This is a genomic window from Thalassotalea loyana, from assembly GCF_030161435.1.
Classification (GTDB): Bacteria; Pseudomonadota; Gammaproteobacteria; order Enterobacterales; family Alteromonadaceae; genus Thalassotalea_G; species Thalassotalea_G loyana.
The window spans coordinates 374,400-391,721 of the sequence record NZ_BSSV01000001.1 but is presented as its reverse complement, the minus strand read 5'-3'; the positions used below and the strand labels follow the sequence as shown (position 1 = coordinate 391,721).

The following is a 17,322-nucleotide window of genomic DNA, read 5'->3' as shown; positions in this document are numbered from 1 at the left end:
TTAAAGCACTCAATTGCAGTATGTGCTTTGCCGTCTATTAATCATATCTATAAATTTTCCTCAGCAAATGACGCTAAGCGGCTTCGAACAACGCCATTTAAGTTAACCGTGCTACTGCCAGGAAAATCCTTAAAGCGCTCAACAATATAGGTTAAACCTGAAGTTACAGCTGTCAGGTAGTTACTGTCGATTTGTGCTAAATTACCAGACACCCCATTATAAAATACTAACCAACACCCCATTATTGATAAGTACTAATTTAATGTCACTCATTAGGTAAGTGATCGTAGCAATAGGCTAGTTCTATTAGTAAGAACCATCCCTTATATCAGTTGTACAGTATCAAGTTTATTAAAAAGTAAGTATACAATCTGATTTAACAAATAACACTGTTCAGATCTAAAACATACAACTTTCAATAGTGGTTAATACAATCAATATAAACAACTTACCGTTAACACGTGACAATAACATCAATACACAATGAGCACTACTCAGATTTACAACACAAGAATATTATACAAATATGTATAATAACAATGAGTTACAAAACATTTCTAACACCCCATTATTGAAATGGAAGATAAAGTTTGTTACCATCTTTTGAAAATAGAGATATAGCAAATGACCGTTTCAATAAAATATAGTGAGTTTAATTTAGGGAGCCAAGCTCATTTTAATAGTGATGATAAAAGTGAATTAAGAGAAGTTAAGTACGCTGAAGATATTATAGATCCGCAGTTCCCTCTTTTATTTTGTGAGAGCAGAATCAAAGAGTGCTTAGAGATGAATCTATTTCTAATTCATAGAAGATTAGGTATTTACTCCACTAAACCAAACTCAAAAGTCAAAAATCAAAGTCCGGCTTTTTCCAAAGCATATTACTCTACATTGAGTGGAGAACACCTTTCTCACAAATCAATGGAGCCAATAGCTAAAGATCTCCAAGCTTTCCTTATCTGGCTTGTCCAGAACAATAGAGTGTACGAAGAAGTAATAGCAGCACCGCTTCCAAGCGATAGTGTTGAAGAGCAAGTTGCTTCCCTACCTATATGGCAATATCAAAAACATTTAACCAAATTAGTAAAAGCAGGAAAGCTTAGGTACAAAACAGCTAAACGTAGACTAGACACTGTTAAGCATTTTTATCTTTGGTCTTATAAACGTAGTGTGATTTCATCGTTGCCTTTTTCTATGGAGTTTAAAAAAATCAAGGTTCCTAAGAAGGATGGAGATTTTGATTTATTCGGTTTGCCTACTGGATATCAACAAGGCAAAGGAGTTATGAACTGGGTAAGCAACCTTGGTATCCCTAAGAGTGTCATACCCAAAGATAGTGCCCCAAGAGAACTTCAGCCCTATTCACCTGAAGAATTAGTTAGTTTGATTTCAACAGACTTTTCGAAGAAACCCACTTACAACTTATTTTTGAAATGTGCATATCAAGGTGGCTTTCGCTCATTCGAAGTTGTGGCTATCAATCACGCAGATATTAAAGACCCAAAAGAAGATGATTATTCTAAGTTTTACTACGTAAACATTATCAGAAAAGGCCATAAGCCCTCGAAAATACTAATAAGCCCTAACCTAATGGAGCAGCTTTACAAATACACGCTAACTAAAACATGGAGAAAACGTAGAATAAAGTTTGAGACTAAATATGGGATGACTGAGCCTCTCCCCTTATTCATCAATAGAAAAGGCGAAAGAATGCGAGAAGAAGCCGCTTCTGGCAGCATTGGGCATATTCGCCTAGAACAAGAAGATAAAGGATTACCTAAGCTAGAGCGTGATTACCATGATTTGAGAGCAACATATGGTACATATCTAGCGGCCTCAATGATAATTAATGGCGAATCTGAAGAAAGAGTTAAAGCCGTTTTGATGAAAGTCTTTAGCCATGAAGACTTTACTACTAGTGAGTTGTATTTAGATTTAGCCAAAACCATGTTAGATGAGAATGAGCATGGTGCGATGCATATGTGGGTTAAGGATATGTATTCGCGTGTTGATGAGTTAATGGACGCTCTTCCTGATGAAGCAAAGCAGGAGGAAGTGTAATGGCAGCGAGATCAACGTTTAGTCAACGATTTGGCTTATTTTCTCCTATTTTAGAAAAGCAAATAGCTGATTTAGTAAGTAAGTCAAAAGCTCCTGAACCAAAAGACTATTACATACAAACATATAAAACTATTCATCAACAAGCATCATGTTTATACGGATACTTGGAACCTATACTGGGCAGATTAAATGATGAAGACTTAATAAAGTTTCAACATAAAGGGTTTGATGCATTCTCAAGCATAGAATATTGGCAACGCTTTGAGCGTTGTGGGATATTAGCAAAGCTAGAAGGTAATTTATCAACTGTTAATGGAAAATTTCACCTATCCTTGTTAGGTCTTCTAAAGCAACACTTTAATAATGAACACCTTGTTGCCCCCCATGAAATTGTTATACCGTCCAAGCTTTGCCAAAGCTACAGAACTACTGACTGTTCTATAGTCTACAGATATCCATTGGAAAACATTTCTGAGATTAAAACCTATATGGTTCAGTATCTTCAGCAAAAATGTGAGGAAGGTGGAAAACAAGACCTGCAATCTATTATCAAAAATATTACAGGGTTTCTATTTTGTTTAGATTCAGGCTTTGATTTACCCAAAGTAAAAGCGGTTCTTGAAAAGAAGTTTAATGTTTCAGAGATTCTTTCATCAAAAGAGCTTTGTGACCTGATTTTATCCTCAGTTAGCAATAAGCAGAAGAAAGATCAGTTTAAGCATATGCTTCGTTATCTAGCACCAGAAGTTCACGGAAGCCGAACAACCACACTGCTTTTAGATAAAGAAGAAGCTTTTGAATTTGTAGATACAATTTCAGAAAAATTACGAAGAGAGCTTGACGCATTCTTAGCAAACTCAACTGCAAAAAAAGCACTATCACGTGTAATGCGATTTATTAGGTTCATGCATGCATTTAAAAACTATTTGTCTGAAGAGCAGCTTGAACTTATACATGAAAATGGAGCTGCTGCGTTCACCGAAAATGAAGCTGAATTATGGTTACTTTACCTTGATACGTTATCTAAGGAAGTTCAGGAACAACATAATGTCAACGATTTAAGATCTGTTTTGAACAACCTATTAGCGTATGTATTTAATAGGAATGTAAACATCAACGAGCTTTTGGATTATATGTTGGGATATCCACATGAGTCAGTACATGGTGAATGGCAATATCAGTCCTTTAAGTATATTAAAGATAATTACCCAGCTCTTTTTGAAGATGTCAAAAAAGTACATCATATAAGCTTAAATAGAACAGATGCGTTTCAAGTACAGATTACCACAGTTAAGACCGTATTTAGTCAATTCCTGATAGCGATTGAAAGTAATGACGAGTGTTTATCTGAACAGCAAAAGCTATCACTCGCTGATCGAGGTTTATATGGGTTAACTGAAAGTAACCATGATGTATTAAAATCTCTTAGGCAACATATTCAGCACAAGTGCAAAACTTCGGTTCTTGATTTGTCTTATGGGAAAATGCAGCAAAATGCTATCGATTGGCTTTTAGATAAACTTGGAATCGAAACAACTTTATCTTATCCCGTTTCACAATTGAAACGAATGCACCATCAAGAGAAGTCTAGAGCTAATAATTACTACACTTTGGAAGAAGCGGTTGAATTGGCATTTTATATTGAGAAAACATTTTTAGTCAAAAAAGATTTAACACATTTCCAAAAGCTAGCACTAAAGCTAGGCAGAATTTTTCTAAAGACAGCTTGGAATATGACTCCTGTTTTCGAGTTAACTATTGATGATATATTTTATTTTGATTCTCCTATTGGTGGTAAGAAAACCCCTGCCATTAGGCTATTCAAAAGAAGAGCTAACTATTCGACGCAATGGCATAAATTCGGATTGAAAGCCGAAGACATTGAAAAAGAAGGCATTGAAACTGGCGATATAGTTCGCCCTGTAATTCAAGATTTAATAGAAATACGCGATGATGATAGTAAACCATTTCGAAGTGCTCTTAATGATGATCATCCATTTAAGAACCGAATATTCCTATATCAATCTTATAAGTATGACACTCCAAAAGCATTAGATGCTTCAATATTAACAACACTTGATGACCTATTAGAGGCACAGGGCTGCCAAGTTAGTTATACTGTTCAGCGCATCAGAAAAGGCGGCCTTAATTATATTTATCGAAAAGTTCTCAGTAACTTTAAAAAATACAAAGAAGCTGGTCAGCATTCATTTGAGGTTTTCTTACAGCATTATCTGAAAGATGACACAGCTAAATCAACAGCAACATTAACTAAAGCAACAAAAGTCATGGGGGATTACTTTCATGGTCGTGAATTAACGGACGATATTATCATCCTAACAGACACACCTGAGGATAGTCGTCAAACACCTAATGGCAGTTGCGTCAGTGGACATGATAGTGATGCCGCAAAAGTATATGACGCAGAGAATTACAAATTACATAAGGAGAATGATTCTAAGACAACATTATGTGCTGATTTTAACGCGTGTTTATTCTGTCCTTATTATCGACTAGTAGCTGACGCTGAGCATATTTGGCGACTCCTATCATATAAAGCTGTTGTTATTGATAGCATGAAGGCATCAACAGCGGGGTTTGAGTTTGCAGAACAGCAAAAAGAAAACATTGAAATCCTTTCAAATCGAGTAGATGAGATTCTGGAAAAAGTTGCAGAAATTTCACCAGCAGCACCTGCCGATGGCAAAAGGTTATTTAAAGAATTTGGTATACACGAAGATTGGGAACTAATGGCAGGTTAAGAGGTATATAATGAACATCCATCAAATAATTACAGCAATATCAGATCCTCTACCTAGTTCCGAAATTCAAATTCGTTCTTTGAGCAATGTGGATAACATTGAGGAAATAAATAACTCAGTGCTTTGGCATACAAAAGCTATTAACAAGAAACATTATAAAGAAATAAAGTTTAGTAGTGGAACTTGGTACGCGGAAAACAGTAAACAAACTAATATCGTCACCTTAGAAGAGGATAATGAGTTTTCATTTCAAATTAAGGCATATGCATTAATAAAACTATTTAACGGGAATGTAGAGGGCGGTATTGGTTATAAATCATCATCGGTTTCAGGTCACACTACAATACTAAATCAGCTAGCTAAATTCTTGATGAAGAAAAACTTTACTTCGTTCCATCACTTTAGCAAGTCTCCTCAATTGATAATAAGCAATACGTTGCATAAATATCTATTCCAAGAACTCAAAGCTGATCAAACGTTACCCAAACGAGAATTATCGACGCTTTTCAATGAACAGAACTCATTTGGCTTATTGAGTGAAGTGATTTGTGACATATTTCACGGTCACCTAGCAGCGATAAAAGATAAATATCACAAAACTAGACTGTCTACTTTGTCTCACCCAGTAATACCAACCAATGTACTAAAAGTGCTTATTCAACGAGCTAGCAAGAACGTTGAGCTAGTAAAAGACAACATTGAAGATTGGAAAAACTTTAATGACCGAGTAATAGCACGCCTTGAGGAGAGAGTTGAGTTCATCAAAACCGTTAGTGATGTTTCAGTATTAGTCAGAAATGCAGTTAACGCTTGCGATACTGAGAAAGACTTTGAAGATAAGTATGCCTGTTTTAATGATCTGAAGATTTCGGTCTTAGTTTATATATTGACCTTCACTGGTATGCGAATTGATGAAGCACTGTCTTGTAAGATTGGTTGTGCTTTTGAAAAAGACGGAACTTTTTATATCCAGTCAACCATGACAAAAACGGATGGAAGCTCAGTTGAACTAGACTGGGTGGCGAATGAAGATACATATAATGCTGTTCAAATACTTGAAAATTTTGTCATCAATATGCGCAAGCGTGGGGAATGTTTAGAGCAGTACTATCCTGAGAAAATAAAACCAGAAAACCTTCATAACTTAGAGCTTGGCTTACAAGAAAACAAACTATTTGGAGTAGCACATTCAATGAAAAGCATTAGCTTTTCAGAGGATGGTAGATTTGCTGAGTTTGATAATACTGACGGCACTCCCCATGAGATGTTCAATATATCGTTAACTGAGTTAGATATTGCTCAATTAGAACAGCTTGAATGTAATTACAAAGCGTTAAAAGGTGCTGATAGAGGCAAGCCATACTCTGTTGGCGATCAAATTAGAATATCCGCTCATATGTTCAGACATACATTTGCATGGTTCATTATAGCTAATAGGCTCGGCGAACTTGATGACATTAAGTATCAGTTTAATCACCTATCTAAAAGCATGACTATGGTTTATGGCAATAGAGGCATAGCCTCTGTTGACGAAATGTTAGAAATTATGAATTACCATGAAGAGCTGCTTACGAAGAAAGTTGCTAATGAAATCGCCGAAGAAAGTATGAAGGGAAACCTCGGCGGCGGTGGCGGTGAGCGCTTTAATAAAATAGCTAAAGACCTAGTTATTGGAATTACTAGCTCTGAGTCAGATGAACCAGATCGAATTAATCAAATACACTTTAAAGATATGGAAGAATATGTTCTATTTTTGCAGAAAAACTTAAAAGGTATTAGAGGACTTATACACGGCTATTGTAGTGGCGGCGAAGCCTGTAAAATTAAGAATGCAGGCTTACCTTCAGGCTGCGTATATTGTGCCAGTTATACAGTAGTAGAGCGACAAATGGTTCATTGGAGAGCTATGCGAAATAGCGCAGCTAAAAAGCTTGAGAAGTTACGCGATGCCCCAGATGAAGTAAAGAAGCGATATGAGCTATTAGCAATCAACTGGCAAGATACTTTTGATGCTGCCGATCATGTAATCCGCAATGCTGAGCATAACGAACAGAACGATAAAAAAGAGCAAACTAAATGACAGAAGAAGTTGACGCAATTGAGCTTTTCTACAAAGCACTTGAAGAGTTAAAAGCTGATCCTAGTGAGAAGATCAACTCTAATAGAGTTGCTCAAAAAGCTGGCCGAAGTAACTCAAATATTTATAAAAAAACCTCTAGGCATATTCAGCTCCAGAGAGATATTAAAGCTGCACAAGAAATTAGAGATAAAGACCTAAAAATAGAAAAGCTAGAAGCCGAAATTAGAAAGTTAACTCGGCAACTGGCGAATGCTAAAAAGAAAGTAGAAGAACTTCAGAATAAAGAGCCTGAAGTTGTAGACAATAAAGTTTGGATTGAAAAGTTAACTGAAATGTATCGCATGTCTGATAACTTAATAACTAAGAACAAGTCATTACAGCAACAGTTAATTGATATCAATCCAGATGCTGTAATGGAAGTTGAGCATGTGGATCGAGAAACTGGTGAGATTATTTCTTTCACTAGGAAATAAATTATGGAATCTATTGCCCCAGATTTTCAACACACTGGGGCAATCTAAATAATTATTGAGATCTAGCTTCTTTTTGCCCAAGTGACTCGATACATTTTCCAACAAAACAACTGCGGTCTGTGTTATTTGGAACATTCCCTTTTTGCTTATTCATATCAAAAATTGCTTTGCACGCTTCTTCTTTATTTATTAGCTTTTCAGCAAGTCCTAATCCAGCATAAGTATTGGCTATTGAAGCAGCGAATAAACAGATGCAAGTCATTATAAAACTAACTTTAGGGCTATAAAATTTTTGAAAATATTCTTTTATTGGAAGAAAAATGTATTTGATCGTTATCCCAGCAATCAATAACGAACTTATTAGTGCTACGGGAAATCTTGCATCATCTAGTTCAAAATCTAACGTGTCACTGCCGTCAAACATTTTTCCAAGCATAATTGAAAACAACACAAAGAATGGAATGTTTATAAGAGCCTTAACCCGAAAATTATGATAGAAGATCAATGAGTGTAATTTCAATCCCTTAGGCAAAAGCTGTAAAGATGCAACTGCCGCTAACACCGCTGATATAATAAATGTTTGTACTAGCAAATATATACCGAGAGCAATTTCGTCAACCACCTTGATCGTTTTTAATTCGTATAGGAATGGAGCGTATGAGCTTGCAAACTTTGCTAAAACAACAAATAGAGCTAGGGATCTTATGGTATCTCCTACAGCCTTAACTTTGCTCTCTTGAAAAGTCGGGTCGTCGAGAGCCAATGATAGGGCAAGATTTAACCAACGAGAATATTAATCAACGTGCAATGATGCAATATGCAAGTAATTTCGCATATTTAACAAGGGCAGGTGCAACAATCTTGCGGCCAAATAAACCAGCCTTAGGGTTCAGTTATGTTCCAACCTCTAAGTCTTTGCTACCAAGACATAGTTCTGTACAAGAAATAGATATCGCCCTTGCACATGCGCTTTGGGGTAGTATGGCTTTCCAAAACAATTGGTTTTCTTATAAAACAGATTAAGAAGCTCATTGTGATGAGTTTTTACTAGCTATAGTCTTAAAAGTAATTGTTACGTCAAAAGATTGTATAATCAAGATTCGAGTGCTGTGTTAGGCTCCATGAAATCTTCTAAAAACCAAGCTGCAAATTCATGCCGTCCGTCCACGTCAGCTTTGACATAAATGTTAGAAGCCTGCTGACGAACTGTTTTTTCTTTGGTATCTCTAACTTCACTAATTTCTCTAAAACTAAGCCCTTTAAGTAACAGCATAGCAACTTCCTGTTCGCTTTTAGTCAACCCCCACAGATTAAACTGCTCGTTTATAACTTCACTATATTTTGCACGAGCGATCTTCATTTCTTCTGAAATATTTTTTAACTGTATGCCTGATTTATCTAGTTCGCTCTTTAAGTGGTTAATATGCTTTGTACGATTTGAAATCTCTATCACCAAAAAAACGAAACCAATCGCTGAAGCTAGAACAATCATACTCTCTTCAATAATGTGCCAAGTTGGAACACCTAATGACACATCGGTGATGACATCAAAAAAGTTAAGTACCATTATTATAGCTAAAAGTACAGCTATCACTTTATCTTTCATATAAAAATCAACCGATTAAAGGATTTATAGGACATATGTCTCATGGTTTTACGGCACTTGCCTAACGAAAAAATCGCACATTATTCGTAGGATAAACTCAACTACAAACTAACAAGGCAACTATTGCGGTTAGCCTAACAAGAGTCAGTAACAAATGATAGCAACTACATATCGATTATTCGTATTAGCAGCGCTGATGTTGTTAGCGGTTTTAAGTATGCAAATTAAGGCTGAACAAGTCACAAATTCTACAATCCATATTTCAGAGTTAGGGAGTTTTAAACCTGAGTTCAAATCCGTACAGGTAGTTGATCGCATGGAGATAGAGCAAGTGCTTGGAGAGGTAGCTTTTAAACCTAAATCTAGTTTCAAAGTTCAATTGCCTTTTACTCCTCGACAAATCTCCTTTTTATACCATCCGGGAACAAAGGTAAATCAGGGACAAAAGGTCGCTAAAATAGAAGGGCCAGAAGTACATCACTTCTTCGATGAAATAGATGCGAGTAAATCAATATATTTGAAAAGCAAGAAACATCTTGAATCTGTTCAGAGTTATGCAAATTCGAATACGATAAAGAGTGCGGAATGGCTAGACATCAACAAAACCTATCTAGAAGCAAAATTAAATTTTGAACACCTAAACCATGTATTACAACAACTAGCTACAGATAATAACGGCGATATATTTCTAATCAGCCCTTCTAATGGGCTACTAGAGTATGCAGATGAACAGTCTCCGTACCTTTTTGAAATAATTCCTTCAGACAATGTTTTTATCAAATCTTTAATATTAACCAAAAAAGCAGAAAATGTTACTTCATTTAAAACTGAACAAAATTGTTTACTCAAAGTAGAGACTGTTGACGAAAAAGTTATCAATCACAAGCAAACGGTCTGGAGCAGTCTCGGTTCGTCATGTGAACTTAAACTCGGACAGCAACTGCTATTAACACCTATTCTTTCAATTGAAGGTATTAAGGTTCCTCACCAGTCATTGTTCGAACTCAATGACACCAGTTATGTTGCGGTTAAAAATGGGCAAGAAATAAACTTAGTTGAGATCATTATTATTGGGCGTGAGGATGACAACTACATTGTTCAGTCTGACAATCTAACAGAGCAAGCTGAAGTGCTTGCCTCCTTTGTTAGCATTGCCCAAGGTCTATTTTTAGGGTTGGGAGAATAAACCATGATAAGTGCGGTGGTCAGATTCTCACTCATCCAACGAATTTTTATTTGTATTTTAAGCCTTCTTGTTACTGCTGCTGGGATTAATGCTTGGTATAACTTGCCAATCGACGCTTTTCCCGATATTTCACCTACACAAGTAAAAATCGTTTTAAAAGCACCGGGGATGACAACCTCGGAAATTGAAACTCAAATCACACGAATCGTCGAAACTGAATTACTTGGCATCCCATCCCAAGAGATCCTGCGCTCGACGACAAAGTACTCGATTACGGACATTACACTTGATTTTGAAGAAGGCACAGATATTTACTGGGCTAGGCAACAAGTCAATGAAAGACTAATGAATATCTGGGCTGAGCTACCTGAAAACATTTCTGGTGGTCTAGCTCCTATGAGTACGCCATTAAGTGAGATGTTTATGTTTACAGTAGACAATCCAAACTTAAGCCTACAACAGCGACGTAACATTTTAGACTGGCAGATCAGACCGATTCTTCGAACCGTTGCAGGTGTTGCAGACGTAAACAGTTTAGGCGGCTATGTAAAAACTTATGAAATATCACCAATTCCTTTAAAGATGCACTCTAAGCACGTTTCTTTTAATGATATTGAACAAGCAATTATAGACAACAATTTGAATGGTGGAATTGGCCGAATAAACAAAGGAAACGACAATATTGTTGTACGAACACAAGGGCAATTTGAAAAAATTGACGAGATTCGTCAGTTGATAGTGAAAAATAGCCAACAAGGTATTGTCCGATTAGCTGATATTGCAACAATTAACGAAGGAAATCTAACACGCTATGGTGCAGTGACACATAATGGTAAAGAGGCTGTACAAGGTTTAGTTATCGCCCTAAAAAATAGTAATACTGACCAAGTAGTGAATATGGTCAAAGAAAAGCTTGAAGAGTTAGAGCGCTCGCTACCTAATGGTACGACAATCAATGTCTTTTATGATAGATCTAATTTAATTAGTACCGCTATTGAAACCATCACCAATGCATTAATTCAAGCTGTCGTGCTCGTTGTCATATTACTTGCATTGTTCCTTGGTAATCTCAGAGCGGCATTGATTGTCTCTATATCTTTACCGATAGCAGCGCTGACTACTTTTTTATTAATGAGCTACTTTTCGATATCAGCAAACTTGATGAGTTTAGGGGGCTTAGTTATAGCAATTGGTATGCTTGTCGATGCATCCGTTGTTGTAGTTGAAAATACTGTAAATAGGCTGTCAGAAAACAGCAAACTTCCAAAGCTACATGTTATTTATAGGGCATGTAAAGAAGTCTCTGTGCCAACGGTGTCGGGAACATTAATTGTCATTATTGTTTTTTCACCCCTTCTAACGCTAACAGGACTAGAGGGAAAACTGTTTTCGCCTGTTGCACTGACGATTGTTTTTGCGATGTTATCTGCGCTAATTTTTGCGTTTACTTTTATCCCTGTACTAGCTTCAATGATACTCAAATCAAAAGAGTCAAGTGAACCTAGTTTCATCAAGTCATTACAAAATAAGTACAAAAAGTCGCTATTCAGCGCTATTCATTCACCCAAATCAGCGTCATTGATAGCCTTTGGACTCTTGATTTTAAGCATTTTTGCTTTTGCAGGCTTAGGCAAAAGCTTTATGCCAACGTTGGATGAAGGAGACATCATTGTTCAGCTAGAAAAGTCACCATCTATTACCCTGCAATCTTCTTTAAATATTGATACTCAAGTTGAAAAAGCGCTACTACAACAAGTGCCTGAAATACTTCAAATTGTTGCAAGAACTGGTTCAGATGAGCTTGGACTCGACCCAATGAGTCTAAATGAAACAGATATATTTATGGAATTAAAGCCTCAAAGTGAGTGGCGTTTTGAAACCAAGCAACAGCTTATCGAAGATATACGCAACGTTTTATCAAAATATCCCGGTATGAATACAAACTTTACCCAACCTATTCAAATGCGTGTAACGGAAATGTTGACGGGATCTACAGGCGATGTATCAATAAAAGTTTTTGGTGATAAAGTCCAAGAGTTAGCGGTTCTCGCTGAAAAAATGAAGCGGTTAGTCAGCGAAGTTAGGGGCAGTCAAGACGTACAGGCTGCATTGATAGAAGGTGGAAAATACATTCGAATTTCTTTAAAGCAAGAAATTGCTCGTCAATTTGGTTTAACCACTAAAGCACTAACTGATTTTCTCAAACCCCAACTTGAAGGTAGTCAAATATCTAAGTTAGTCACCGTTAATAAATTTACTCCCATTGTTTTCGGCGCTTCGTCAAAAGACAGAGCCAGTCAAATTAGTTCCATAAATGAGTTGAAGCAAGTATCTATTTTAATGCCTGATAATACCATTTTATCATTGGAGACTGTTGCTAACATAACTCTGGAACAAGAGCCTTTACTGATCGAAAGGGAGCGAGGTAAAAGGTTTGTCTCAATCACAACCAATGTAGAAAACAGAGATGTTGTTAGTTTTGTTGAAGAGCTACGAGCCAAAGTAAACACTGAGTTGTCGCTTCCTAGCGGTTACTACATAACTTTTGGTGGCGAGTTCGAAAATCAGCAGCGAGCAATGAAAAACCTAATAATCGTTGTCCCTTTAGCTCTTATCTTAATTTTTGTGATTTTGTTTACGACTTTTAGATCTGTATCCCTAGCAAACTTAATTCTTTGTAACATCCCATTTGCTTTAATGGGAGGTGTTTTCGCATTACTTATATCTGAACAATATTTGTCAATTCCTGCATCAATTGGCTTTATCGCATTACTAGGTGTTGCAGTGCTCAATGGCATTGTCATGGTTAGCTACTTCGAACAGAGTAAAACCACCATATCTAATATCACTGAACGTGTAGTAGATGGCTCCCGAAGAAGACTGCGCCCTATACTCATGACCGCAACCACTGCAATGTTCGGCCTAATGCCACTGGCTTTTGCCACAGGACCGGGCGCTGAGATACAAAAACCGCTTGCTATCGTCGTTATCGGAGGCTTAATGACTTCAACAGCAACAACCCTCTATTTATTGCCAATCTGGTATCGTTTTTTGGAGCAGCGCAATGTTTAGTTCATCATTAGTATTTACTTTCATCACCCCTAAGAAACACAAGGATGATGTTATCGACCAGTTAATGCTGAGTGATATAGCATCAGGTTTTAATATTTTCCCTATCATGGGGTATAGCCAGAAACATAGTGCTTTTAGCTTAGAGGAACAGGTTAGAGGGTACAAAGATATGCTGAAGTTTGAAGTGGTGATTGAGCAAAGTGAATTAGAACAGCTTAAAGAAGAACTAAGTTCACTATTCGCAACCATAAAAATTAGATATTGGGCAACACCAATCATCGAAACGGGTCATTTATGAATTACAAAATCTCTAGAAAAGGAGAAATGTCATGAATAAAACTAAAACGCTTACTTATGTGTGGTCTAGAAGCATCAGGCTTTTTCACTGGATAAACGTCATCACAATTAGCTTACTGATAGTGTTCGGCTTAATCATATTTAATAGTAAGACATTGGGGGTATCGGTAGACGCCAAAATATTGCTTAAAACTATACATGTTTCTATTGGTTACATTTTTGCCATCAACCTAATTGTTCGGCTAGTCATGGGCTTTATAGGCTCGTCGAATGAAAAGTGGTCGCAGACTCTGCCATTTATGAAAGGGTATAAAAAAGAACTGACAGACTTCAAGCGTTCTCCAAAGCAAGTTTACACAGGCCATAACCCGCTAGGCAAGCTCATGGTACTTGCCTTGCTGATTGCAATGACAGTTCAAATGGCGACGGGGTTAATATTAGCAGGGACTGACATCTACTATCCACCATTAGGGCAACACTTCGCTAAAAGTATTGCAGTTGACGAGACTCAACTTGACGCAATCAAGCCTTATTCAAAGGTTAACGTTGATGAAGAGCGATATAAGCAACTTAGAGAATTTCGTTCTCCTATTATTACAGCTCATGTATACGCATTTTATGCCCTATTAGCACTAATTCCCTTGCATATTCTGGGTGTTATCATTGGTGAGCGACGAGAAAAGTCTGGGTTGATTTCTGCAATGATCACTGGGTATAAGTTTTTGCCTAAAAAATTGTGAGATACTTGATTAGCAGTACTTCTCTTGAAAAGTTTCAAGAGAAGTACTCGCTCTTCCTTAGTATATTAAACATATAATCACAGACATTTCAGTTTTAGCAATCGAAATGTTAACTCTTATTTTAACTAATTCTCTTTAAACTCAATTTTTTTAGCAACCAATACATTGTTCTCATCCAAAGCCCCTTCTACTTCAACCGTTACACCTTCAGCAAGATCAGCAATAGAGCCATCTTCAAATTCGGTATCATCAGTAGTTGTAATTTTCTGTTCTCCAATAGAGAAATCGACAGCGGAAACAAATTCCGATATAGCGCCTATTACTTCAACTTCATTCTCATCGTTTTCTTGAAATTCAACTTTATATGCTAGAATTGAACCATCACTATTGGCATACCCTTCAATCTCAATTTCCACACCTAATGCTAAGTTTTCCGCTGTTCCATTTTTGAAAACTGTAAATTCATCTGTAATTACATGATGCCCATCAATTTCAAAATCAGTTGTAGAATTTAATACGGTAATAATACCTTTAACTTCAACTTCATCAGTCTCTTCAAATTCAACTTTTGTTGCTACAAGCGTACCATTTTCATCAAGCACACCTTCAACTTCTAGTGTTACACCAAGTGCCAGCATCGAAGCGTTGCTGTTCTTAAATTCGGTTTCGCTATTAGTTGTGATCACTTGCTCACCGATTGAAAACTCTGTCGCTGATACAAAACTAGAAACAACGCCTTTCACTGAAATTTCATCGACTTCTTCAAATTCAATTTCATCTGCAACTAGAGTACCATCATTATTGATATGGCCCTCAACCTCGACATGGACGCCTAATGCCAAGCTTTCGATACTTCCGTTATCGAACTCTGTATTATCTGTCGTTGTAATGACTTGTTCACCAATAGAAAAGTCGGTAGCACTAATGAAATCTGTAATTTCACCTTCTATTTCACTTTCACGGTCACTATCATCATCCATCTTAATCTCAATTTTCTTGGCGACAATTGTACCGTCTTCAGCTTGATGGCCTTTAATTTCTACTTTAACGCCGACAACTAATAATTCAGGGTTACCACCTTCGTATCGTGTAAATTGATTTGTAGTTATCGAGTGACCATTAACGGTAAAAGCCTCAATAGAGTTAAAGCTATCAATATTACCTTTTAGCTTTATATAAGGTTCTGCGTCACCAGAATTGTTTTCTTTCGACTCAATTTCAATTTTTAATGCGAGTAGAGAACCATCATCTTGAGGGATACCTTCAACGTCCACTTCGGTATCAAGCGTGACAACAGAGAAAAATTCACTTGAAGTTAGTTCTGAGCCATTTGGTGATTCAATGACACTAGCGTCAGTGACTTTAACTACTACACCATTAATTAAAAAAGTGGGGGCACTGATATCTGATACTTTACCTTCTAACTCAGTTATTTCTGTTTCATCGTCTACTTCGTTGACTGTTTTCTTGCGTTTTATCTGACTAGCAAGCAATTGGCCTTCATTATCAAATGCCTTGATAGAAACCTTATCGCCAATTAAAATGTCATCAATCCTAAAACGTCTTTCGTCATCTTCTGAGTCATCAATAAAACGAGTGTACTCATCAGTAAAGATTGTGTTGCCTAGAATAACAATCGAATTATTCTCTAGGTCAGTTGACTCGACAAGCCCTTCAATTTTAATTTCTGTTTCGTGCTCAATTCTGATTTCTGTAGCGACAAATAGATCCTCAACAATTGAACCTCTAACAGCAATATCAACACCTAGTGCTAAATCAGAGCTTTGCCCACCTTTAAAAGTAGTTTCAGTCGTTGTTGTGATAGCTTGGTCATCTACCACAAAATCGGTAATTGACGTAAACACCTCGATTTCACCTTCAAAACCTATAAGCTGACCAGCTAAATCTTGCGCTTCTTCTACTTCGACTTCAGTAGCAAACAAAACACCGTCAACAAGGTCCAATTCTGATTCAACCTCGACTTCTACACCATCAAGTAGCTCTCCTTCAACGGTAGCGTTTGAATAATCAATAACTTGCTCATCAATATTGAACGTCATTGCTACCGTTTCAAGCTGTGTTACCTCTCCAACTAACTGAATACCTTCAGAGGTATCAGATAACTCTATTCGTGTTGCTATGTACTGGCCATCGCTATTTTGGATAGCAGAGACTTCAACCCAATGACCTATTTGGATGAAATCAAACGTGATGTTTTCAAATTCAGTTAAATCATCAACAAAGTAAACTTGACTAAGTAGAGTAATAGTTTTTTCTGCTAAATTAATGCCAGTAACAGGACCTTCCGCATTAGCTTGATAATCAATGGAAGAAGCCTCTGCACCTTCACCATCAGCTCCAACGTTTCCGTTGACAGTAACAACCATGCCTACTTCTAATGCATCTTCGGTATCATTTTCTCCGTTCGCAGTAACACCAGCTTGGTCTGTCTCAAACTTAACACCGTTAATATACACACTACCAAAACCTGTGATAATACCCGTTACTGTCACAGGGGCCTTATAGTTAATGTTCACACTTAAGGTTTGACCTTCTGAGACAGTCACCATTTGCGACTGTCCATTGTTAAAGCTATAAGTGACACCTTGAGCAGTAACACTGTTCACACTCAAGGTGTAATCGCCAGTAACTAAGTTTGATAAGACTTCACCCGATATTAGCGACGTTGAATAATTATTAGGCCCTGTTATCTGTATGTCTGCCGATAAGCCGGGTGGTAGCCCAGCTAAAATTACTTCCATGTTTCCATAGGCTGTCGTTTCGATAGGTTGTGAGGCACTTTCGCTTGAGCCTCCACCACATCCAACACTCGATAATACGATGAATGATAGAGTTGATAGTTTGAATAAATTTTTCATATATCACCTTCATAATAGTCACAATAAGTCTATTACAGGGCATATCCACTTATGAGAAACTTCGAATTACCACATTTATAAAGCAGCGCTGATTAATAGTGCCCTCATACAATATTAGTAAAGCTATCTAATATCTCAATGACTTTAATTTTTCCTTGCTAAATGA

The 17,322-nt window shown here is 36.9% G+C and carries 12 protein-coding genes and 1 pseudogene; 9 read left to right on the top strand and 4 right to left on the bottom strand.

Going from position 1 to position 17,322, the window contains the following annotated elements; translation table 11 throughout:
* Positions 1-47: 47 nt before the first annotated feature.
* Positions 48-209, bottom strand: a pseudogene (locus tag QQK05_RS01760) (PhoH family protein); the annotation flags it as partial.
* Positions 210-624: 415 nt separating this feature from the next.
* Between QQK05_RS01760 and QQK05_RS01755 the strand changes: the two are divergent.
* Genes QQK05_RS01755 through QQK05_RS01740 form a run of 4 tightly spaced genes read left to right on the top strand, consistent with a single transcriptional unit; the run spans position 625 to position 7,376 of the window.
* Positions 625-2,061: a site-specific integrase gene (locus QQK05_RS01755; protein ID WP_284295651.1), complete on the top strand. Its 1,437-nt coding sequence runs from the start codon at positions 625-627 to the stop codon at positions 2,059-2,061.
* Positions 2,061-4,823: a hypothetical protein gene (locus QQK05_RS01750; RefSeq protein WP_284295650.1), complete on the top strand. Its 2,763-nt coding sequence runs from the start codon at positions 2,061-2,063 to the stop codon at positions 4,821-4,823. Before QQK05_RS01755 ends, QQK05_RS01750 begins: the two co-directional genes overlap by 1 nt.
* 10 nt (positions 4,824-4,833) lie before the next feature.
* Positions 4,834-6,903, top strand: a complete 2,070-nt coding sequence (locus QQK05_RS01745) for a site-specific integrase (RefSeq protein ID WP_284295649.1) — start codon at positions 4,834-4,836, stop codon at positions 6,901-6,903.
* A complete protein-coding gene (locus QQK05_RS01740) occupies positions 6,900-7,376 on the top strand; it encodes a hypothetical protein (protein WP_284295648.1) in 477 nt (158 codons plus the stop codon). The genes QQK05_RS01745 and QQK05_RS01740 overlap by 4 nt, the downstream gene beginning before the upstream one ends.
* Before the next feature lie 52 nt (positions 7,377-7,428).
* Here the strand turns inward: QQK05_RS01740 and QQK05_RS01735 are convergent, their stop codons facing one another.
* On the bottom strand, positions 7,429-7,998 hold the full coding sequence (locus QQK05_RS01735) for a hypothetical protein (protein ID WP_284295647.1): 570 nt from the start codon (positions 7,996-7,998) through the stop codon (positions 7,429-7,431).
* A gap of 140 nt (positions 7,999-8,138) precedes the next feature.
* Here QQK05_RS01735 and QQK05_RS01730 point away from each other — a divergent pair, with 140 nt between their 5' ends.
* Positions 8,139-8,399 carry a hypothetical protein gene (locus QQK05_RS01730; protein WP_284295646.1) on the top strand — a complete coding sequence of 87 codons (261 nt, stop codon included), beginning with the start codon at positions 8,139-8,141 and terminating at the stop codon, positions 8,397-8,399.
* Between the two features lie 70 nt (positions 8,400-8,469).
* Here the strand turns inward: QQK05_RS01730 and QQK05_RS01725 are convergent, their stop codons facing one another.
* Positions 8,470-8,982 carry a helix-turn-helix transcriptional regulator gene (locus QQK05_RS01725; protein ID WP_284295645.1) on the bottom strand — a complete coding sequence of 171 codons (513 nt, stop codon included), beginning with the start codon at positions 8,980-8,982 and terminating at the stop codon, positions 8,470-8,472.
* 154 nt (positions 8,983-9,136) lie between these two features.
* On the opposite strand from QQK05_RS01725, the gene QQK05_RS01720 reads away from it, so the two are divergent.
* The 4 genes from QQK05_RS01720 to QQK05_RS01705 are packed head-to-tail and all read left to right on the top strand — an operon-like array spanning position 9,137 to position 14,277.
* Entirely contained in the window at positions 9,137-10,168 is a 1,032-nt protein-coding gene (locus QQK05_RS01720) for a hypothetical protein (protein ID WP_284295644.1), read from the top strand.
* Positions 10,169-10,171: 3 nt separating this feature from the next.
* Positions 10,172-13,240: an efflux RND transporter permease subunit gene (locus tag QQK05_RS01715; protein ID WP_284295643.1), complete on the top strand. Its 3,069-nt coding sequence runs from the start codon at positions 10,172-10,174 to the stop codon at positions 13,238-13,240.
* Positions 13,233-13,538, top strand: coding sequence for a DUF3240 family protein (locus QQK05_RS01710; RefSeq protein ID WP_284295642.1), 306 nt, complete (start codon positions 13,233-13,235; stop codon positions 13,536-13,538). Before QQK05_RS01715 ends, QQK05_RS01710 begins: the two co-directional genes overlap by 8 nt.
* A 31-nt stretch (positions 13,539-13,569) precedes the next feature.
* Positions 13,570-14,277 carry a cytochrome b/b6 domain-containing protein gene (locus QQK05_RS01705; protein ID WP_284295641.1) on the top strand — a complete coding sequence of 236 codons (708 nt, stop codon included), beginning with the start codon at positions 13,570-13,572 and terminating at the stop codon, positions 14,275-14,277.
* Between the two features lie 125 nt (positions 14,278-14,402).
* On the opposite strand, the gene QQK05_RS01700 is transcribed toward QQK05_RS01705, so the two are convergent.
* Positions 14,403-17,156, bottom strand: a complete 2,754-nt coding sequence (locus QQK05_RS01700; protein WP_284295640.1) for a DUF5666 domain-containing protein — start codon at positions 17,154-17,156, stop codon at positions 14,403-14,405.
* Positions 17,157-17,322: the final 166 nt, after the last annotated feature.

Coding starts and splice junctions, on each gene's coding strand:
- QQK05_RS01755 (WP_284295651.1), top strand. CDS start 625: ATGACCGTTTCAATAAAATATAGTGAGTTTAATTTAGGGAGCCAAGCT.
- QQK05_RS01750 (WP_284295650.1), top strand. CDS start 2,061: ATGGCAGCGAGATCAACGTTTAGTCAACGATTTGGCTTATTTTCTCCT.
- QQK05_RS01745 (WP_284295649.1), top strand. CDS start 4,834: ATGAACATCCATCAAATAATTACAGCAATATCAGATCCTCTACCTAGT.
- QQK05_RS01740 (WP_284295648.1), top strand. CDS start 6,900: ATGACAGAAGAAGTTGACGCAATTGAGCTTTTCTACAAAGCACTTGAA.
- QQK05_RS01730 (WP_284295646.1), top strand. CDS start 8,139: ATGATAGGGCAAGATTTAACCAACGAGAATATTAATCAACGTGCAATG.
- QQK05_RS01725 (WP_284295645.1), bottom strand. CDS start 8,982: ATGAAAGATAAAGTGATAGCTGTACTTTTAGCTATAATAATGGTACTT.
- QQK05_RS01720 (WP_284295644.1), top strand. CDS start 9,137: ATGATAGCAACTACATATCGATTATTCGTATTAGCAGCGCTGATGTTG.
- QQK05_RS01715 (WP_284295643.1), top strand. CDS start 10,172: ATGATAAGTGCGGTGGTCAGATTCTCACTCATCCAACGAATTTTTATT.
- QQK05_RS01710 (WP_284295642.1), top strand. CDS start 13,233: ATGTTTAGTTCATCATTAGTATTTACTTTCATCACCCCTAAGAAACAC.
- QQK05_RS01705 (WP_284295641.1), top strand. CDS start 13,570: ATGAATAAAACTAAAACGCTTACTTATGTGTGGTCTAGAAGCATCAGG.
- QQK05_RS01700 (WP_284295640.1), bottom strand. CDS start 17,156: ATGAAAAATTTATTCAAACTATCAACTCTATCATTCATCGTATTATCG.